The following is a 16,612-nucleotide window of genomic DNA, read 5'->3' as shown; positions in this document are numbered from 1 at the left end:
GACCCTCTCTGTGGAAACAGACTGGATTGCGTCGCTTCGCTCGCAATGACGAGTTGATAGATCAGTGCCGGAAGTGCCTCGTCCCCGTGAACACCATGGCGATGCCATGCTCGTCGGCGGCCTTGATCACCTCGTCATCGCGCATGGAGCCGCCGGGCTGCACCACCGCGGTGGCGCCGGCCTCGATACAGGCGAGCATGCCGTCGGCGAACGGGAAGAACGCATCCGACGCCACCACCGAGCCCTTGGTCAGCGGCTCCGCCAGCTTCAGCTCGTTGGCCGCATCCAGCGCCTTGCGTGCCGCGATCCGGGCTGAATCGACACGGCTCATCTGACCCGCGCCGATGCCGACGGTGGCGAGATCCTTGGCGTAGATGATGGTGTTGGACTTGACGTGCTTTGCCACCCGGAAAGCGAACTTCAGGTCGCGCATTTCGGCTTCGGTCGGCGCGCGCTTGGTGACGACCTTGAACGTCATGTCGTCGACCACGGCGTTGTCGCGGCTCTGCACCAGAAGCCCGCCGGCCACCGTCTTCGCCGTGAGGCCCGGCGCGCGGGGATCGGGCAGGCTGCCTGCGAGCAGCAGGCGCAGGTTTTTCTTGCCGCCGATGATGGCGATCGCCTCTTCGCTGGCGTCAGGCGCGATGATGACCTCGGTGAAGATCTTCGTGATCTCGCGCGCGGTGTCGGCATCGAGCGGCCGGTTCATCGCGATGATGCCGCCGAAGGCGGAGGTGGAATCGCAGGCCAGCGCCTTGCGATAGGCCTCGACGAGGTTCGCGCCTTCAGCGACGCCGCAAGGGTTGGCGTGCTTGACGATGACGCAGGCCGCGGTGCGCTTGGTGTCGAACTCGCCGATGCACTCATAGGCCGCGTCGGTGTCGTTGATGTTGTTGTAGGAGAGCTCCTTGCCCTGGAGCTGCCGCGCGGTCGAAACGCCCGGGCGCTTGTCGGGCGTCGCGTAAAACGCCGCGGTCTGGTGCGGGTTCTCGCCGTAGCGCAGCGACTGGATCAACTTGCCGCCAAAGGCGCGGAAGTCGGGTGCGTCAATCTCGAGCTGCCGGTTGAACCAGTTGGAAATGGCGGCGTCATAGGCCGCGGTGCGGGCATAGGCCTTTGCCGCAAGCCGCCGGCGCAGCTTCAGCGTGGTCGCGCCGTTGTTGGCAGCGAGCTCGTCGAGAACGGCCTTGTAGTCGTCGGCCTCGACCACGACCGCGACGTCGTCATGGTTCTTCGCGGCGGCGCGGATCATCGCGGGGCCGCCGATGTCGATATTCTCGATGCAATCCTCGAAGCCGGCGCCTTTGTCGACGGTGGCCTCGAACGGATAGAGGTTGACGACGAGGAGATCGATCGGCGCGATGCCGTGCGCCTTCATCGCCTCGGCATGTTCCTTGTTGTCGCGAATTGCGAGCAGGCCGCCATGCACCTTCGGATGCAGCGTCTTGACGCGGCCATCCATCATCTCGGGGAAGCCGGTGAGGTCCGAGACATCCTTCACCTTGAGGCCCGCCGCGGCGATCGCCTTTGCGGTGCCGCCAGTCGAGACCAGCTCGACGTCATGCGCGGCAAGCGCCTTGGCGAACTCGATCAGGCCCGATTTGTCGGAGACGGAGAGCAGGGCGCGGGTGACGCGACGGGGATGGTCAGTCATGAGCAAGATCCTCTGTTCAGGGAGTGTCTATGCCCAGGCGCGCGGCGGATTATGTGTCGCGCTTCCCGATGGTGCTCCATCCAAGGTCGCCAGTCGCGCGAACGAGCGCTCGATAGCAGCTTTTGGCCGTTTTCACAACGCCGAGATGGGGCCGAATCGAGCGCGTCTACAGCGGAAGTTCCGGCTCGCGCCGTGCGTTGCGGCGGGCATTGGTGACCGCGGGCGAGGCGGTGGAGCGCACAAAGCTCCAGCGGATCGTGGGCGCCTGGCGGGCATCCTGGCGGATCACGATCTGGGCGGTGCGACGCGGGCCGTCATTGCCGGCCAGGAACACGCTGTCCTCGAGCTCGACCTTGTCGTCCAGCGCCTCGAAGGTCCAGACGTCGCGGTTCGGCAGCACCAGCATGACGCCGCGCGCATCCGACAGCCGGCTCGCTTTCACCGCGGGATGCAGATGAAACCGCAGCGCGAAATCGGCGTCAGCGCCCTTGAGCCGCGCGCCTTGCGGCGGCGACAGCGTGTCCTCGCCGTCGATCCGCGTGCCGTCATTGGCGACCATCAGCACGCGCCGATGGATCACGCCGAACTTGGCGAGATAGCCATTATGCGAGGTCGTCAGCAGCGTGCCGCCCTCGACGACCTCGCGATAGCTCTCGACCTCATGAGGGCCGCTGATGATCGGCGCGCCGTGCAGCAGCCGCTTCATCGCCGACATCTCGACGAATTGGCAGGACGAGGTGTCGTGATAAGTCAGCGTCGAATGCGCCGCGGTGCCGCGCGCAAACGGCCGCCAATTGTCGCGGCCTGTGGTCGGCATGCCGCAATTGGTGACGATGCGGCTGATGCCTGAGGACAGTTCGAACGACAGGCAACCGGCATGCGCGTCGTGGCTGACGCCGGGCGGCGGCGGCGCGCCGGTGTCGATGATGACAGTGGTCGGGCCCGCATCGAGGCGCTGGAAGCCGGTGTGCGGCATGTTCGCCATCGGCGCGCCATGGGTATCATCATAGGCGAGCAGCGTCGCGAGCAGATCCGATGGCGTCGCGCTCATGCCGTTGAACAAAGCGAAATTGCCGTCGCCGTGCCGGAAGAAGCGCAGCATCGGCATCATGCGGTCGATCGCATTGAGCAGCGCCGGCGGCGGCGCGATGTTGCGCGCGGCAAAGGTCTGCCGCAGCGGCAACAGATCGATCAGGAGCTCGATCAGCGCACCCGGATTGCGCGAGATGTGGCCGCCGTCGGGGAGGATCTGCCGCTGCAACTCGTCGGAGAGCTTTTTCGATGCGCTGCGGATATTGCGGGCCTGATTGGCGAGGCAAAGCGTGGTGTAGCACAGCGCGATCTGCACCTGGAGTTTCGGCACCCCGTCGGGGATGTTGACCATGGTGTAACGCAGGAAGCGGATCTCGCGCGCCAGTGCGCGCAAGTAACGGCGGTAGAATTTGTTGTCGGTGTCGTTGAGCACCAGCGGCGCCTGCGACAGCAGCGAGATCACGCGTCGCGCCAGCACGTCGGCGCGGCGGGCCACCGGCCGGCGCTTGTTGGCGGGGTTGCTGATCCAGTCCTCGACCAGCGCGCGCGCGTTGGCGCGGGTCAGCGCGGTATCGGCGGCGCGCAGATGCCGCAGCCAGCCGAAACCGAGCAGCGCGACCTCCCAATCCTCCGACGGCGGATCGAGGTCGAAGATCGAGCGGCCATGGCAATTGACGATCTTGCCGGCGAAGACGAAGCGGCCGGCATAGATCTCGGCCGCGCGCGTCGCATCCGCAGTGCGCAAATCATGCGGCGCGATGATCAGCCGATCGGTCCGGCCCGGCCAGACCCGCGACAGCGCGACGGAACCGCCGCTCGCGCGCGCGAGCATGTTCCGCGCGAAGCGGTTCATGACCAGCGTCGAGATACGTCTGCGTTGAGCGACCGACACGCCTTGCCTTGAAGGGGGAGAGGATTCCGACGAATCCTTATTAATCCCAAAATCGAACGGCCGACACCACCTTGAAAGGCCCCGAATCAGGGTGGTGGTAGCAAAATCCGGTGCAAAATCAGGATTTAACGAGCCGGGCCGCGAAAAATCCGTCGAGCCCGCCGAGCTTCGGGTCGGCATGCGGCAGGTGGCTCGGCAGGGTCCGGAGATCGCCCTCGGCCGTGATGGTCTCGCTGAGGCCGGAGACCTCGCTGGCTTCGATCGGCACACGGCGCAGCGCAGGCTCCGCAGCCAGCAGCGTGGCGATGGCCTGCTCGCCTTCCTCGGGTTCCAGCGAACAGGTGCAATAGACCAGCGTCCCGCCTGATTTGAGCAGCGAGACCGATTTCCTCAGCAGCCGCCGCTGGAGAACGGTCATTGCGGCGACGTCGGACTCCTGCCGCAGCCATGCAACGTCGGGATGCCGGCGGATCGTTCCGGTCGAGGTGCAGGGCGCATCGATCAGGATTCCATCGAAGCCGTCCGCTGGCCCGGTCCATTCTACGGCGTCAGCAACGACAGTCTCGGCCTGAAGCGACAGGCGGTTCAGATTTTCGCGCAGGCGCGCCACCCGGGCGGGCGAACGGTCGAGTGCGGTGACTTTCGCGCCTGCCTGCACCAGCTGCGCGGTCTTGCCGCCGGGCGCGGCGCAGAGGTCGGCGATGGATTTGCCCTTGATGTCGCCGAACAGCCGGACCGGCAGCGCGGCAGCGGCGTCCTGCACCCACCATTGTCCTTCGGCGAAGCCAGGCAGCATGGTCACCGAGCCGTGCAGCAGCGTGCGCACCGAACCGGTCGGCAGCACTTCGCCATGCAGCCGGCTCGCCCATTGCGCGGCATCGGACTTCACCGTCAGGTCGAGCGACGGTTCGTGGCCGAGCGCCAGCGCCATGTCCCGCGCGGTCGCCTCGCCGTAATGCGCGCTCCAGCGGGCCAGCAACCAGGGCGGCAGGTCGAGCGATTGCGATGCGACCTCGTCGACCAGCGCCTGACCCTCACGCGCGCAGCGGCGCAGCACGGCGTTGACGAGACCGGCATAGCGCGCGGCGCGCCGATCGGATTGCACCAGGCGAACCGAGAGATCGACCGCGGCGTGGTCGGGCACGTCCATCCAGAGAATCTGGGCGGCGCCGATCAAGAGCGCGCTCTGCGCGCGCGGCGCGTCGGACGGAATGCCTTTGTCGAGCAGGCGCGACAGCACATGGCCGAGCGTGCCGAGACGGCGCAGAATAGTTGCGACCAGGCGCCGCATCAGCGCGCGGTCGCGGTCGGCGAGCGTCTTCAGTCCGGGATGGGCGCCGGAGCCATCGAGCTGGTCATCGAGCGTGCGGTGCTTGTGCAGGACGCCGTCGACGATATCGGCAGCGATCCGTCGCGCCGCAAGACCGGGCACTTCGGACGGAGGGGCAAAACGTTGAGATGGCATGCGGACGTAAGGTTCTGAGCGAGGCGGCAGTTCCGCCTTATGGCGCATGCCTTGAGAACACCTTCTGTGGCATGCGAATATGCCAAATGTAAGAATGGTCTCTGGCGATTTCAGCCCGCCGGAGCCATTTCAGCAATGCGTTATTGGACGTCGCGCAGGTCGAGATCCTGCGCTAGGACCCATGGATCATGAACGACCAACCTCCCGCTCCTGATCGCAAGCCCTTGTCCCCCGCCGCGCAGCGCGCGCTGGCCGAAGCCGAGGAACGTCGGCGGGCCGCGGCGGCGCGTGCCGAGGCCGTGCCGAAGGAATTGCAGGGTCCGAAGGGACCCGAGCCCACGCGCTACGGCGATTGGGAGCGCAAGGGCATCGCCTCGGATTTTTGAGACGCAGCTCTTTTGCGGTCGCTTGTCTGTGCAGCCGACTCAGCCTTAGCGTGCGCGGATGTCGCGCTTCGATCCGGATCGTTCCTATCGACCTTCTTACGGCGGCTCACCGTTCGGCCGCCGCTTCTCCGGACTTGTGCCCTGGATGTTCGTGGTCGGCGTCGTGGTGGCGGTCGTGCTGGCTTTTCGGCATGGCACCGAGTGGCGACTTCCGCTTCCGGCCGATGAACGCGCGCAGGATGCCGGGATTATTCTTCAGCAGTCCGGCAATCCCGACAGCCGTTTGCCGATCGATGTCATCCGCACGATCGACGGCGACACGTTTCTCGCGCGCGTGCATCAAGGCGACGGACGCGATCTCGTGGCGCGGGTTCGCCTGCGCGGCATCGATGCGCCCGAGATGAAGGCGTCCTGCCGGGACGAGTTGGACAAGGCGGAAGCGGCCACCGATGCTTTGCGCAACCTGCTCGCTCAGGGCGGCGTCACCATCTACAATCTCGGTTCGGAAAAATACGGACGCGTGCTCGCCGATGTTGCGACCAGACGAACCGCAAACGTTTCGGCGGCGATGCTCGCGGGCGGGTACGCACGCAGCTACAATGGCGGTCATCGCGACGGCTGGTGCAGACGCGGCTGGCGCTTCTGGTAGTGAAAAAGCCGCGTCGGACGACGCGGCTTTTCAAATCCTGGCTTGATCGCAATGATCAGCGCGTCACGACCACCGTCGTTCCGACCGAGACGCGGCTGTAGAGATCGGTGATGTCGTCGTTGAGCATGCGGATGCAGCCATAGGAGACGAAGCCGCCGACCGAGCCCGGCACATTGGTGCCGTGGATGGCATATTCGCCGCCGGCCAGCGTCATCGCCGCAACGCCCATCGGGTTGCGCGGCGAGCCGCCGGGGATCACGTCGGGAAGCTGCGGCTTGTCACGCTTGACTTCGGCGGGCGGCGCCCAGGCCGGGTTGCGATACTTGCCGTCGATGCGGGTGGTGCCGGCCCATTGCTTGCCTGATTTACCGACGCCGACGGGATATCGCACGGCGTGGCCGTCATCGAGGATCAGATAGAGCCGGCGTTCGTTGGTTTTGACCACGATGGTGCCGGGCGAATAGTTTTCCAGGTGGGTTCCAACGATCTCCGGCCGCGCTTCGACCGCCGTCGACATCAAGGCCCCTGCCCCGATGGTGGCAGCCAGCGCCAATGCAATCTTCATCGACATCGATTTTCCCCTCAGCCCGAAAAGGATCGTCCAAATTCACGCAAAACCGGCAATTGCCCGCCTGCCCAGACATTCTTAACCGCGCTTGTTAACCGGACGGTTTCCACGCGCGGCCGCCAGGGGCGAGCCAGGACGGGAAAGAAAGGAAATGTTCGAAATAAAGTAAATGACCTGAAAACAACACTCGGCGGGAAAGATGCGGGTGTGGGCGCCCGCGCGCTGACAAGCGCGTGAGGGTGCGACAGGCAGTCATTCCGGGGCGATGCGAAGCATCGAACTATGGTGCGCAATTGCGCACCTGAGAATCTCGAGATTCCGGGTCGCGCTGTCGCGCGCCCGGAATGAGGGTGCCTGGCCTACGCCGACTTCTTGTTCTGCCGGTTCTTGACGAGATCGTCGACCACGGCGGGATCGGCCAAGGTCGAGGTGTCCCCCAGGCTGCCTGGCTCGTCCTCGGCGATCTTGCGCAGGATGCGGCGCATGATCTTGCCGGAGCGGGTTTTTGGCAGGCTAGGGGCGAACTGGATCTGGTCGGGCGATGCGATCGGTCCGATCTCCTTGCGCACCCAGGTGACGAGTTCCTTGCGCAGATCCTCGGTCGGCTCGATGCCGGCCATCAGCGTCACATAGGCGTAGATGCCCTGGCCCTTGATGTCGTGGGGGAAGCCGACGACGGCGGCTTCCGACACCTTCTCATGCGCCACCAGCGCGCTTTCGACCTCGGCGGTGCCCATGCGGTGGCCGGAGACGTTGATGACGTCGTCGACGCGGCCGGTGATCCAGTAGTAGCCGTCGGCGTCGCGGCGGCAGCCGTCGCCGGTGAAGTACTTGCCCTTGTAGGTCGAGAAATAGGTCTGCTCGAAGCGGGCATGATCGCCATAGACGGTGCGCATCTGGCCCGGCCAGGAGCGCGTCAGGCAGAGATTGCCTGTTGTCTCACCCTCGAGCACCTTGCCGTCGGCGTCGACGATTTCGGGCGCGACGCCGAAGAACGGCTGCGTGGCTGACCCCGGCTTCAGCTTGGTCGCGCCCGGCAACGGTGTGATCAGGATGCCGCCGGTCTCGGTCTGCCACCAGGTGTCGACGATCGGGCAGCGGTCCTCGCCGACGACGCGGTGATACCATTCCCAGGCTTCCGGATTGATGGGCTCGCCGACCGAGCCGAGCAGACGAAGCGAGGCGCGTGATGTCTTCTTCACCGGCTCGTCGCCCGACTGCATCAGCGCGCGGATCGCGGTCGGCGCGGTGTAGAAGATGTTGACCTTGTGCTTGTCGATGACGTTCCAGAAACGGGAATTGTCCGGGTAATTCGGCACGCCTTCGAACATCAGCGTGGTCGCGCCATTGGCGAGCGGTCCGTAGAGAATGTAGCTGTGGCCGGTGACCCAGCCGACGTCGGCGGTGCACCAGTAGACGTCGCCGTCGTGATAGTCGAACACGTATTGATGCGTCATCGAGGCGAACACGAGATAGCCGCCCGAGGTGTGCAGCACGCCCTTGGGCTGGCCGGTCGAGCCCGACGTGTAGAGGATGAACAGCGGATCCTCCGCATGCATATGCTCGACCGGGCATTCCGTCGTCACCATCTTGGCGGCGTCGTGATACCAGAGATCGCGCGACGGATTCATCTCGACCTGACCGCCGGTGCGCTTGACCACGACGACCCAGTCGACGCCATCAGCCTTGGCGAGCGCCGCGTCGACATTGGCCTTCAGCGGCACCTTCTTGCCGCCGCGCAGGCCTTCATCCGCGGTGATGATGACCTTGGACTGACAGTCGTTGATGCGTTGCGCGAGGCTGTCAGGCGAGAAGCCGGCGAACACCACGGAATGGATCGCGCCGATCCGTGCGCAGGCCAGCATCGCGTAGGCCGCTTCCGGAATCATCGGCAGATAGATGGTGACGCGATCGCCCTTCTTGACGTTGCGGGTGCGCAGGATGTTGGCCATCCGGCACACCTCGTCGTGCAGCTGCCTGTAGGTGATATGCTTCGATTGCGAGGGATCGTCGCCTTCCCAGATGATCGCGGTCTGGTTGCCGCGCTTGGCGAGATGGCGGTCGATGCAATTATAGGCGACGTTGAGGATGCCGTCCTCGAACCATTTGATCGAGATGTTGCCGGGCGCGAAGGAGACGTTCTCGATTCTGGTCGGCGCGTGCATCCAGTCGATGCGCTTGGCCTGCTCGGCCCAGAAGCCGTTCGGGTCCGCGATCGAGCGGGCGTACATGTCCTTGTACTTGGCCTGGTCGACCCAGGCGCGCTTGGCCCATTCCGCGGGGACGTCGTAGATCTTCTCGGACATGCTTCCCTCCACATACGGCAAGCCGAGCACAGTGACTGGCGAGCCGACTTCATCATCGTTTAGCGATTATGCGTCGGGCTAACCGCCCCCGACAAGGATCACAAGCTGGACCTTCGGTGAGCGGCGGGCCATGCGGAAGATCAAGCGGGACAGGCCTGATGTCGCAAATCTGAAACAGGCTGGGGCGCGGCTTTCGGGCTCTTTACCCAAATCGCCGGAAAGGGGCCGCGCAGGGCGCCCATGCGTCGCAGGAGGTATTTAGAAACCTCTTTTCACTGATTCGGGACTCGCAATGCCGTTCGGAACACCCTAAGTGGCTAACCCGGGTCCCAAGAGACCCTCCGGCTCAGGCTTGGAACAAAAATCAGAACAGCGGCATTGAACGGCAGCACACAGGGCCAAGGCGTAACACTATGATGGATCAGCAGAATCTCGGGACGATGCGGCCTGCCTCGGCCGATCCTGCTGCCATTGCGCTGGCCAAAGCCCTCGGACAGTGGCCGAAACCATCGGGTTCCACCCGTCCCAGCCCCAAGAAAGTGTTCGATTCGGCCTCCCCGGCGACGGTTGAGGCCCTTGCCAAGGAGCTGGGCCTGCGGCTCGGCGACCAGAACGAGCTGACCATCCGCCGCATCAAGCGCGGCAAAGGCTATGCCTTCGTTCGCCCCAACGGCGCCCATATCCGCGACGCCCGCACCATTCGCCGGCTGCACGCCATGGCGGTGCCGCCGGCCTATCGCGAGGTGCGCTACTCGGCCGATCCGAGCTCGCATCTTCAGGCGGTGGGTCGCGATGCCGCCGGCCGGCTGCAATATCGCTATCACGCCGACTGGGAGAAGGTCCGCGAGCACCGCAAGGCGCATCGCCTGGAAAAGCTCGTCGGTGCCCTGCCCAAGATCCGGCGCAAGGTGTCGGCGTTCCTGTCGGGCGATGAGCCGACGCGCGAGTTTGCACTTTCCGCGGTGATCGAGCTGATCGCGCGCACCGCGATCCGTCCTGGCAATGAATCCTATGCCCGTCTCAACGGCACTCGCGGCGCCACCACGCTGCTGAAGTCCAACGTGACGCTGGAGGACGATTGCTTCGTGCTGACCTTCAAGGCGAAGGGCGGCAAGGCGGTGCGCAAGGAGTGCGATGCGGCCAAGCTGGTGCGCGCCATCGGCATTTTGCAGGGCGTCCCCGGCAAGCGCATGTTCCAGTATCGCGATGCCCAAGGCATCGTGCGCGCGGTCAGCACCACGCAGGTGAACGCGTTCCTGCGCGAGATCGCCGGCATCAAGATTTCGCTGAAGGATTTCCGCACGCTAATGGCCTCCGCCGTCGTCGTGGAATCGCTGTCGCGGATCACGCCGGCGACGAGCCAGCGCGGCCGTAAAAAGCAGGTGCTGAACGCGATCCGCGCCGCGGCCGACAAGCTCTCCAACACCCCGGCGATCTGCCGCAAGAGCTACGTCCACGACACCATCGTCACCGCGTTTGAAGAGGGCATCCTCGAGCGCTTCGCTGCGACCATGAAGGGCCAGCGCTCGCAAGCAAGGCGCGAGCAGCTCTTGGCGCAGGTGGTTGCGACCGCGGCTGTCTAATGCCGTGCTGTAGGGTGGGCAAAGCGAAGCGTGCCCACGATTTGCTGGTGGTGAAAGGTGGTGGGCGCGGCGCGAAGAGCGCGCCTTTGCCCACCCTACAAGATCTACATATTGTCTGAGACGCCTTTGTCCGGACCGGGATCGCGGCCGGCGGCGACACTGGTGAGCCGCTCCAGATAATGCGCCCAACCCTTGGCGTGCGCGGCCACCTGTTCCTCGGTCGGCAGCCCGCTATGCGTCATGCGCAGCAACGTGCCGCCATCGCGCTCGATCAGGTCGATCTCGATCAGGCTCGAACCGGGCGGCACTTCCTGGCCGCCCTCCCAGCCGAACGTGTAGGCGAGACGATGCACCGGCACGACCTCGCGGAAGGCGCCGCGGGCGACGCTGGCACGCGGGCCGATGCCCTTGAGCAGGTAAAGCCCGCCGGGATGCGGCTCGGTGGTCGCATCGGAGCCCATCCAGCTCAGGATTTTCTCGGGATCGGTCAAATAGGCGAAGACGGTGGCGCGCGGGGCGGCGATCTGGGTCTCGCGTCGCAAGACGAACGGCTCGGTCATCGGCGATCATCCCTGAGGTGATACTGGCACATGGCGGCGCCAAAGCAGCCCGTCAAGGATTGCCCGTGACAAAGGCGGCCCTCCTTCGCCATCATCGGGTCATGCAGCTCTCCCCAACCCTTGCCTGGCTTGTCGATTTCGCTTCCGAGTGTCCCGGCGCCGATCGCCTGCTTGCGGAACTCGGCGCGCATCTGCTCGCCGATGGCGTGCCGCTTGCGGCAGGCGCCCTGACGCTGGAGGTGCCGCATCCTCTGATCGCGAAGCGGACATGGCTGTGGCGGGCGGACAATGGCCGGGTGATCGAGGCCCTCGGCTTCGCGCCGGGCGGGCTCGCGCCCGATTTGCCTGACGATGCCGGCCGCCGCTGGCTGCGCGGCATCGCTGATGGCGACGTGCACGAAGATGTTGTCGGACGTGACGGGCCGCTGCTCGGCTGGATCGGGCCGCGTCCGTTCACATCAGACGACATCGAGCAGCTGCGCCAGGCCGCACGCTTTGCCGCAACGCCGCTCGCGACGCTCGCAGCGCGCGCCACGTTGCGGGCGACGCTGGAAGCCTATCTCGGCAAGCGCAGCGCCGAGCGGGTGCTGGCGGCACCCCTGCGGCGCGACCTCGGCGAGACCATCCAGGCCGCGCTGCTCTATGCCGATCTACGCGGCTTCACCACCTTGTCGGAAACCAGTCCGCCCGTTGAAATCGTCGCCGCGCTTGATGCCTGGTTCGATCGCATTGCCGGTGCCGTCCATGCCTTCGGCGGCGAGGTGTTGAAATTCATCGGTGACGGCGTGCTGGCGATCTTTCCGGTGGTCGAGGCGTCGCCACGCAGAGCCTGCGAGGCCGCTCTGCGCGCCGCAGGCGCCGCCGAGGCCGGGATGGCGTATCTCAACGCCGAGCGCGGCGCGCAAGGTCTGCCGCCGCTTGCGTTCGGCGCTGCCCTTCATCTCGGCGAGATGCTCTGGGGCAATATCGGTGCCGCCAATCGGCTGGACTTCACGGCGATCGGCCCCGCCGTGAATCTCGCCAGTCGGCTCGAGGGCCTGTGCAAGCCGCTCGGCCGGACCGTGCTGGTGTCGGGCGCGCTCGCGGCCGAGACGGACATGCCCCTGATTGCGCTCGGCCTGCACAAGCTGCGCGGCATTGCCTCGCCCTGCGAGGTCCTCGCGCTGCCGGAAGCGCAGTCTTCGACGTCGCGGCCTGCATGAGCGCAGCCAACCGCCGCCCATCCTGCAAACCAGTTTCCATGCCTCGGCCTGTGCGAACTGCGTCTGGCGCAGGTGCGGCGACCACGGTGGTCAGGTCGGGGGCGGTTCGGCAGGACGGCTCTTCGCAGGAGCATCATCCTTTACCTGTTCGCGAAGACGGTCGCGTTCCGACCTGGCGAAATCGCTGTCGGGCGCCAGCGTGACCGCGGCGTCCAGTGCCGTCAGGGCCTCGCGCGGCCGTCCCGTGGTTTCGAAGATCGCCGCACGCGCCAGCAGACCGCGCGGATCCTTCGGCGCGCGCTTGCTGAACTCGTCGAAGTCGCCCAAGGCGGCGTCATAGCTTTCCTGACCCTGCAGGGCCTCGCCGCGCGCCAGGTAATAGTCGGCATTGTTGGGCAGCCGCCTGATCGCTTCGTTCAGATCGGCGACCGCCTTCGCGTAGTCTTTCAGCCGTAAATAGGCGAAACCGCGGTAATAGTAAGCGACGGCTGCAATTGCCCAGGGCGTGCTCTGGCTGGCCGTCTTGTTGAGGTCCTGGAGAGCGGTGTCGTAATCTCCGCGCGTCATGTAGATCCAGGCGCGGTCGTTCAGGGCTGCCGGATAGTCGGGCTGTATCTTCAGCGCGGCGTTGAAATCTGCCATCGCGCTATCGGGGTCCCTGTCGCGTCGCATAAATCCTCGTTGCGTATAGACAGATGCCAGCCTCGAGCCGGATATCTTGCCGCCCTCGATCAGCTTGGTGCAAACCGCCTCCGAGCCGACGGTGCTGTTGGCAAAGCAGCTGAAGACCTCGAGGTCCAGCGCATTGGCCGTGGTCGTCTTGATGGGGGTTGCGGTCGATGTAGCCGCCTTCTGCACGATCGGCTTGGCCCAGCTCCCGGTGTTGCCCCAAGCGCCGGTGTTGACCGGCTTGCTGAGGAGAATCCAGCCCGCGATCAGCACGGCCATCGCGGCGGGCCATGCGTACCACGACCACCGATACCAGGGATCGATGTTCCACAATGCTCCGTGGAAGGCGACGATACGCACTGCGGGCGTCATGATCAGCTGTCCCGGATGGCCGATTGAATATCACTGAGCTCGAACTCGGCGACGCTCGCATTGGGATCTCGCGACGTGCGCAGGGCATGCGCCTCGCGGGTCTTTTCCAGCAAGGTCCGCATCGAGCGCGCATTGCCCCATTGCGGATCATCGCGTTGCGATTCGATCCATGGCGCCAGCGCGGCCTCGAAGCCGATCGGCAGCAGATATTGCTGCTCGGAAGCCATGGCACGGAAGATTTCGCAAAGCTCAAGTGCGTCGTAGGCCGGGAAGTCGATCGTCTTTGTGAAGCGGCTGGCAAGCCCTGGATTGCTGGCGATGAAGCGGTGCATCTCGGCGGGATAGCCGGCGACGATCACGACCAGGCGATCGCGATGGTCTTCCATGTATTTCAGCAGTGCCTCGATGGCCTCGCGACCGAAATCGCCCTTCCACTCCGCAGCGCTCAGGCTGTAGGCCTCGTCGATGAACAGGACGCCGTCGAGCGCGGTGCGGCAGACGTCAAGCGTCTTCGGCGCGGTCTGACCGACATAGCTCGCGACGAGCTGGCTGCGGTCGGCTTCGATCAAATGGCCTTTCCGCAGCACGCCGAGGGAGCGATAGATGTCGCCGATAGCGCGTGCCACCACGGTCTTGCCGACTCCCGGAGGTCCGGTGAACACCATGTGCCGGCTCGTTGCGAACACCGGCAAGCCCTGCTCGCGCCGCCGATGCTCGACCTCCAGGCTCGCGAGCAGCTTGTTGATCTCTGTTTTGACCGAGGCGAGCCCGACCATCATGTCGAGGTCGTCGAGTGCATCGTCCGCGGTGCGCGTCACCATCCGGGTCTCGCCGGTCCCGGGATCGGTGGTCAGCCTGCGGCCATAGGTATAGCCGCTTCCGATCGGGACGAAGCCCGATGCCGTGGGGTCGGCCCCGAGACGAGAGGCGATGTAGCCGACGCTGGTCGCAGCGACGGTCGTCAGCGCGATGCCGACGAATCGCAGCGCCGTCATCTCCGAGAAGAGCGACCCGATCCAGCCGAAAAAGCCGATCTGCGGATTGAACAGCAAGGCGCTAACCCCTGCCGTCACCACGCCGATCAGGATAAACGCGAGGATGAAGCGCGCGTTCAGAAAATTCTGCATTCAAGTCTCACTTGGAAAAGGTCACTTGCAACACTCACTTGCGCGCAAATCTCACTTGCAGGGAGGACGCGCAGGCCATCGCACCGTGACGGTGGTGGAGCCGGTGGCCGGCTCCATCCGTGCCGTTGGATAAAGCGATACGAGCAAGCCCTTGGCGTTGCCCTCTACGGTCAGCGGGTCCAGCCCGCCGCTGTCAGGCAGCGGATTTGGCAGGGCAATTCTCTGCGGCTGGTCGGTGACGTGGAACGAAGGCGATCGATATTTGCTGGTGCGAAACGTGACGGTTCCTCCGGCAGGATTGCCGGGAGTCGACACCGTGATGAACGCGACGGGATAACGGCATTGCCGGCTGTCGGATTGCGCGATCCGCTGGTTATCCGGCGTCAGGGTCGGGATGGCATCGGCAATTTGCTCCTGGGGCACCAGCGCGATGATCGGCGCGTCGGGCTCCGCGCGCATTGTCAGAAACCATCCGATGAAGGCTCCCAGGATGGCGACGCCGGCCAGCAGCATCGCCGGCATCGATGAGGCATCTTTTCCAGGACGGAATGGAAAGGCCCCCAGGCCATCGGTGGACCCTGGCGATTGCTCGCCGCCGTCCCTTTCCTGCATCGCCATGACGCGAGAAGACCCGTTGAACGTCCATTCCTGTGCCGAATCTAGGAACTCTGTCGGCAGATATCAATGGTTGTAACGGCGCCCTCCCACTATCACAAACTTGTCACAGGTCGGCCTTCAATTGGGGCGAATTATACCCCGCCCATCTTGCAGACGAGCTTCCACTCATCCGCGGTCACCGGCTGCACCGAGAGGCGCGAATATTTCACCAGCGCCATGTCTGCGAGTTTCTTCTCGGCCTTGATCGCGGCCATCGTCACCGGCGTCTTCAGCGGCTTGTCGGCCTTGATGTCGACGCAGACGAATTTTTCGGTCTTGTCGGTCGGATCGGGGTAGGCCTCCTTGATGACCTCAGCGATGCCGACGATCTCCTTTCCTTCGTTGGAATGATAGAAGAACGCCTTGTCGCCCTTCTTCATGTTCACGAGGTTCTGGCGCGCAGTAAAGTTGCGCACGCCGGTCCAGGCTTCTCCCTTGGCGCCTTTCGCGACCTGCTGGTCCCAGGACCACACCGACGGTTCGGATTTCACCAGCCAGTACGCCATGCTTATTCCTCTGCCTTGAAGGGTCGGGTCAAGAGCCCTGATATCGCTGCGTCGATCGTGCTTCGGCCGCCCAGGATCGACGCGACCGCTTCCGATACCGGCATCTCGATGCCCTGCGAAGCTGCAAGTTCGATCAGGACCGGTGCGGTGAACTCGCCCTCGGCCAGCTTGCCGGCCGGTGGCTGCTCACCTCGGCCCAGCGCGAGCCCGAGCGCGAAATTGCGTGATTGCGGGCTCGCGCAGGTCAGGATCAAATCGCCAAGACCGGACAGGCCGGTGAGCGTTTCGCTGCGCGCGCCGAGAGCGCGGCCGAGGCGCGTCAGCTCGGCGAAGCCGCGGGTCGTGAGCGCAGCCTGCGCGGACGCGCCGAGCTTGCGCCCGACCGCAATCCCGACCGCAATCGCCAGCACGTTCTTGGCCGCGCCGCCGATCTCGACGCCGCGGATGTCGGTGGAATGATAGGGACGGAATGTCGGTGAGCCCAGCGCCTGCACCAGGCTGCTTGCGAGCGCATCGTCCCTGGCCGCGAGCGTCACGGCCGTCGGCAAGCCGCGCGCGACGTCGTCGGCAAAGCTCGGGCCCGACAGGATCGCAGGCTGCGCATGGGGCGCGGCTTCCGCGATCACGTCGGTCATGAATTTATGGGTGCCGTGCTCGATGCCCTTGGCGCAGGCGATGACAGGGACAGGTTTTGTGAGATACGAGGCCAGCATGTTGACCGCGCCGCGCAGATGCTGTGCCGGCGTCGCGATCAGCAGCATCTCCGCGCGCGATGCCGCCGCAAGATCGCTTGTCACCACGATGTCTGGTGCGAGGCGCACGCCCGGCAGCCGCGGATTGTCGCGGCTCGATTGGATGCGCGCGGCATGCTCGGCGTTGCGCGCCCACAGCGTCACGTTCCGTCCGGCCCGCGCGGCCATTGTCGCCAGCGCCGTGCCCCAGGCCCCGGCACCGATCACCGCGACGGAGCGGAATGCGGTCATG

At 65.1% G+C, this 16,612-nt stretch carries 15 protein-coding genes and 1 riboswitch; of the genes, 4 read left to right on the top strand and 11 right to left on the bottom strand.

Going from position 1 to position 16,612, the window contains the following annotated elements:
- Positions 1–61: 61 nt before the first annotated feature.
- The 3 genes from purH to XH98_RS18890 form a co-directional block, all read right to left on the bottom strand.
- Positions 62–1,654 (bottom strand): bifunctional phosphoribosylaminoimidazolecarboxamide formyltransferase/IMP cyclohydrolase, encoded by a 1,593-nt coding sequence (gene purH / locus XH98_RS18900; protein ID WP_271619540.1) that lies wholly within the window; start codon positions 1,652–1,654, stop codon positions 62–64.
- A gap of 24 nt (positions 1,655–1,678) precedes the next feature.
- Positions 1,679–1,761: riboswitch (ZMP/ZTP riboswitch) on the bottom strand.
- A 59-nt stretch (positions 1,762–1,820) separates the two neighbouring features.
- A complete protein-coding gene (locus tag XH98_RS18895; protein WP_271619539.1) occupies positions 1,821–3,539 on the bottom strand; it encodes a heparinase II/III family protein in 1,719 nt (572 codons plus the stop codon).
- A gap of 157 nt (positions 3,540–3,696) precedes the next feature.
- Complete coding sequence (locus XH98_RS18890) at positions 3,697–5,043, bottom strand: RsmB/NOP family class I SAM-dependent RNA methyltransferase (RefSeq protein WP_271619538.1); 1,347 nt, start codon at positions 5,041–5,043, stop codon at positions 3,697–3,699.
- 188 nt (positions 5,044–5,231) lie between these two features.
- Between XH98_RS18890 and XH98_RS18885 the strand changes: the two genes are divergently transcribed.
- Both XH98_RS18885 and XH98_RS18880 read left to right on the top strand, forming a co-directional pair.
- On the top strand, positions 5,232–5,429 hold the full coding sequence (locus XH98_RS18885; RefSeq protein ID WP_271619537.1) for a DUF1674 domain-containing protein: 198 nt from the start codon (positions 5,232–5,234) through the stop codon (positions 5,427–5,429).
- 58 nt (positions 5,430–5,487) lie between these two features.
- Positions 5,488–6,078 carry a thermonuclease family protein gene (locus XH98_RS18880; protein ID WP_271599558.1) on the top strand — a complete coding sequence of 197 codons (591 nt, stop codon included), beginning with the start codon at positions 5,488–5,490 and terminating at the stop codon, positions 6,076–6,078.
- 55 nt (positions 6,079–6,133) lie between these two features.
- Here the strand turns inward: XH98_RS18880 and XH98_RS18875 are convergent, their stop codons facing one another.
- Positions 6,134–6,649, bottom strand: coding sequence for a L,D-transpeptidase (locus XH98_RS18875; protein WP_271619536.1), 516 nt, complete (start codon positions 6,647–6,649; stop codon positions 6,134–6,136).
- 356 nt (positions 6,650–7,005) lie between these two features.
- The gene (gene acs, locus XH98_RS18870) at positions 7,006–8,952 is read right to left on the bottom strand and encodes an acetate--CoA ligase (RefSeq protein WP_271599557.1); all 1,947 of its coding nucleotides are present in this window, start codon (positions 8,950–8,952) and stop codon (positions 7,006–7,008) included.
- A 413-nt stretch (positions 8,953–9,365) separates the two neighbouring features.
- Here acs and XH98_RS18865 point away from each other — a divergent pair, with 413 nt between their 5' ends.
- Complete coding sequence (locus tag XH98_RS18865) at positions 9,366–10,535, top strand: DNA topoisomerase IB (RefSeq protein ID WP_057740634.1); 1,170 nt, start codon at positions 9,366–9,368, stop codon at positions 10,533–10,535.
- 104 nt (positions 10,536–10,639) lie between these two features.
- Here XH98_RS18865 and XH98_RS18860 read toward each other — a convergent pair whose 3' ends face one another.
- The gene (locus tag XH98_RS18860; protein ID WP_271599556.1) at positions 10,640–11,095 is read right to left on the bottom strand and encodes an SRPBCC family protein; all 456 of its coding nucleotides are present in this window, start codon (positions 11,093–11,095) and stop codon (positions 10,640–10,642) included.
- A gap of 101 nt (positions 11,096–11,196) precedes the next feature.
- Between XH98_RS18860 and XH98_RS18855 the strand changes: the two genes are divergently transcribed.
- Positions 11,197–12,297: an adenylate/guanylate cyclase domain-containing protein gene (locus tag XH98_RS18855; protein WP_271619559.1), complete on the top strand. Its 1,101-nt coding sequence runs from the start codon at positions 11,197–11,199 to the stop codon at positions 12,295–12,297.
- Between the two features lie 90 nt (positions 12,298–12,387).
- On the opposite strand, the gene XH98_RS18850 is transcribed toward XH98_RS18855, so the two are convergent.
- From XH98_RS18850 to XH98_RS18830, 5 genes are all read right to left on the bottom strand, one after another.
- Complete coding sequence (locus XH98_RS18850; RefSeq protein WP_271619535.1) at positions 12,388–13,338, bottom strand: tetratricopeptide repeat protein; 951 nt, start codon at positions 13,336–13,338, stop codon at positions 12,388–12,390.
- A gap of 2 nt (positions 13,339–13,340) precedes the next feature.
- Positions 13,341–14,465: an AAA family ATPase gene (locus tag XH98_RS18845; protein ID WP_271619534.1), complete on the bottom strand. Its 1,125-nt coding sequence runs from the start codon at positions 14,463–14,465 to the stop codon at positions 13,341–13,343.
- Positions 14,466–14,516: 51 nt separating this feature from the next.
- On the bottom strand, positions 14,517–15,083 hold the full coding sequence (locus XH98_RS18840) for a hypothetical protein (RefSeq protein WP_271619533.1): 567 nt from the start codon (positions 15,081–15,083) through the stop codon (positions 14,517–14,519).
- A 131-nt stretch (positions 15,084–15,214) separates the two neighbouring features.
- Positions 15,215–15,628: an EVE domain-containing protein gene (locus XH98_RS18835; RefSeq protein WP_271619532.1), complete on the bottom strand. Its 414-nt coding sequence runs from the start codon at positions 15,626–15,628 to the stop codon at positions 15,215–15,217.
- Between the two features lie 2 nt (positions 15,629–15,630).
- Positions 15,631–16,611 (bottom strand): NAD(P)H-dependent glycerol-3-phosphate dehydrogenase, encoded by a 981-nt coding sequence (locus tag XH98_RS18830; protein WP_271619531.1) that lies wholly within the window; start codon positions 16,609–16,611, stop codon positions 15,631–15,633.
- Between the last annotated feature and the right edge of the window lies 1 nt (position 16,612).

The organism is Bradyrhizobium sp. CCBAU 51745, assembly GCF_028128715.1.
Classification (GTDB): domain Bacteria; phylum Pseudomonadota; class Alphaproteobacteria; order Rhizobiales; family Xanthobacteraceae; genus Bradyrhizobium; species Bradyrhizobium manausense.
The sequence above is the reverse complement of the archived record's forward strand: the minus strand, read 5'-3'. Positions and strand labels throughout refer to the sequence as shown.

Coding starts and splice junctions, on each gene's coding strand:
- purH (WP_271619540.1), bottom strand. CDS start 1,654: ATGACTGACCATCCCCGTCGCGTCACCCGCGCCCTGCTCTCCGTCTCC.
- XH98_RS18895 (WP_271619539.1), bottom strand. CDS start 3,539: ATGAACCGCTTCGCGCGGAACATGCTCGCGCGCGCGAGCGGCGGTTCC.
- XH98_RS18890 (WP_271619538.1), bottom strand. CDS start 5,043: ATGCCATCTCAACGTTTTGCCCCTCCGTCCGAAGTGCCCGGTCTTGCG.
- XH98_RS18885 (WP_271619537.1), top strand. CDS start 5,232: ATGAACGACCAACCTCCCGCTCCTGATCGCAAGCCCTTGTCCCCCGCC.
- XH98_RS18880 (WP_271599558.1), top strand. CDS start 5,488: ATGTCGCGCTTCGATCCGGATCGTTCCTATCGACCTTCTTACGGCGGC.
- XH98_RS18875 (WP_271619536.1), bottom strand. CDS start 6,649: ATGTCGATGAAGATTGCATTGGCGCTGGCTGCCACCATCGGGGCAGGG.
- acs (WP_271599557.1), bottom strand. CDS start 8,952: ATGTCCGAGAAGATCTACGACGTCCCCGCGGAATGGGCCAAGCGCGCC.
- XH98_RS18865 (WP_057740634.1), top strand. CDS start 9,366: ATGATGGATCAGCAGAATCTCGGGACGATGCGGCCTGCCTCGGCCGAT.
- XH98_RS18860 (WP_271599556.1), bottom strand. CDS start 11,095: ATGACCGAGCCGTTCGTCTTGCGACGCGAGACCCAGATCGCCGCCCCG.
- XH98_RS18855 (WP_271619559.1), top strand. CDS start 11,197: ATGCAGCTCTCCCCAACCCTTGCCTGGCTTGTCGATTTCGCTTCCGAG.
- XH98_RS18850 (WP_271619535.1), bottom strand. CDS start 13,338: ATGACGCCCGCAGTGCGTATCGTCGCCTTCCACGGAGCATTGTGGAAC.
- XH98_RS18845 (WP_271619534.1), bottom strand. CDS start 14,465: ATGCAGAATTTTCTGAACGCGCGCTTCATCCTCGCGTTTATCCTGATC.
- XH98_RS18840 (WP_271619533.1), bottom strand. CDS start 15,083: ATGGCGATGCAGGAAAGGGACGGCGGCGAGCAATCGCCAGGGTCCACC.
- XH98_RS18835 (WP_271619532.1), bottom strand. CDS start 15,628: ATGGCGTACTGGCTGGTGAAATCCGAACCGTCGGTGTGGTCCTGGGAC.
- XH98_RS18830 (WP_271619531.1), bottom strand. CDS start 16,611: ATGACCGCATTCCGCTCCGTCGCGGTGATCGGTGCCGGGGCCTGGGGC.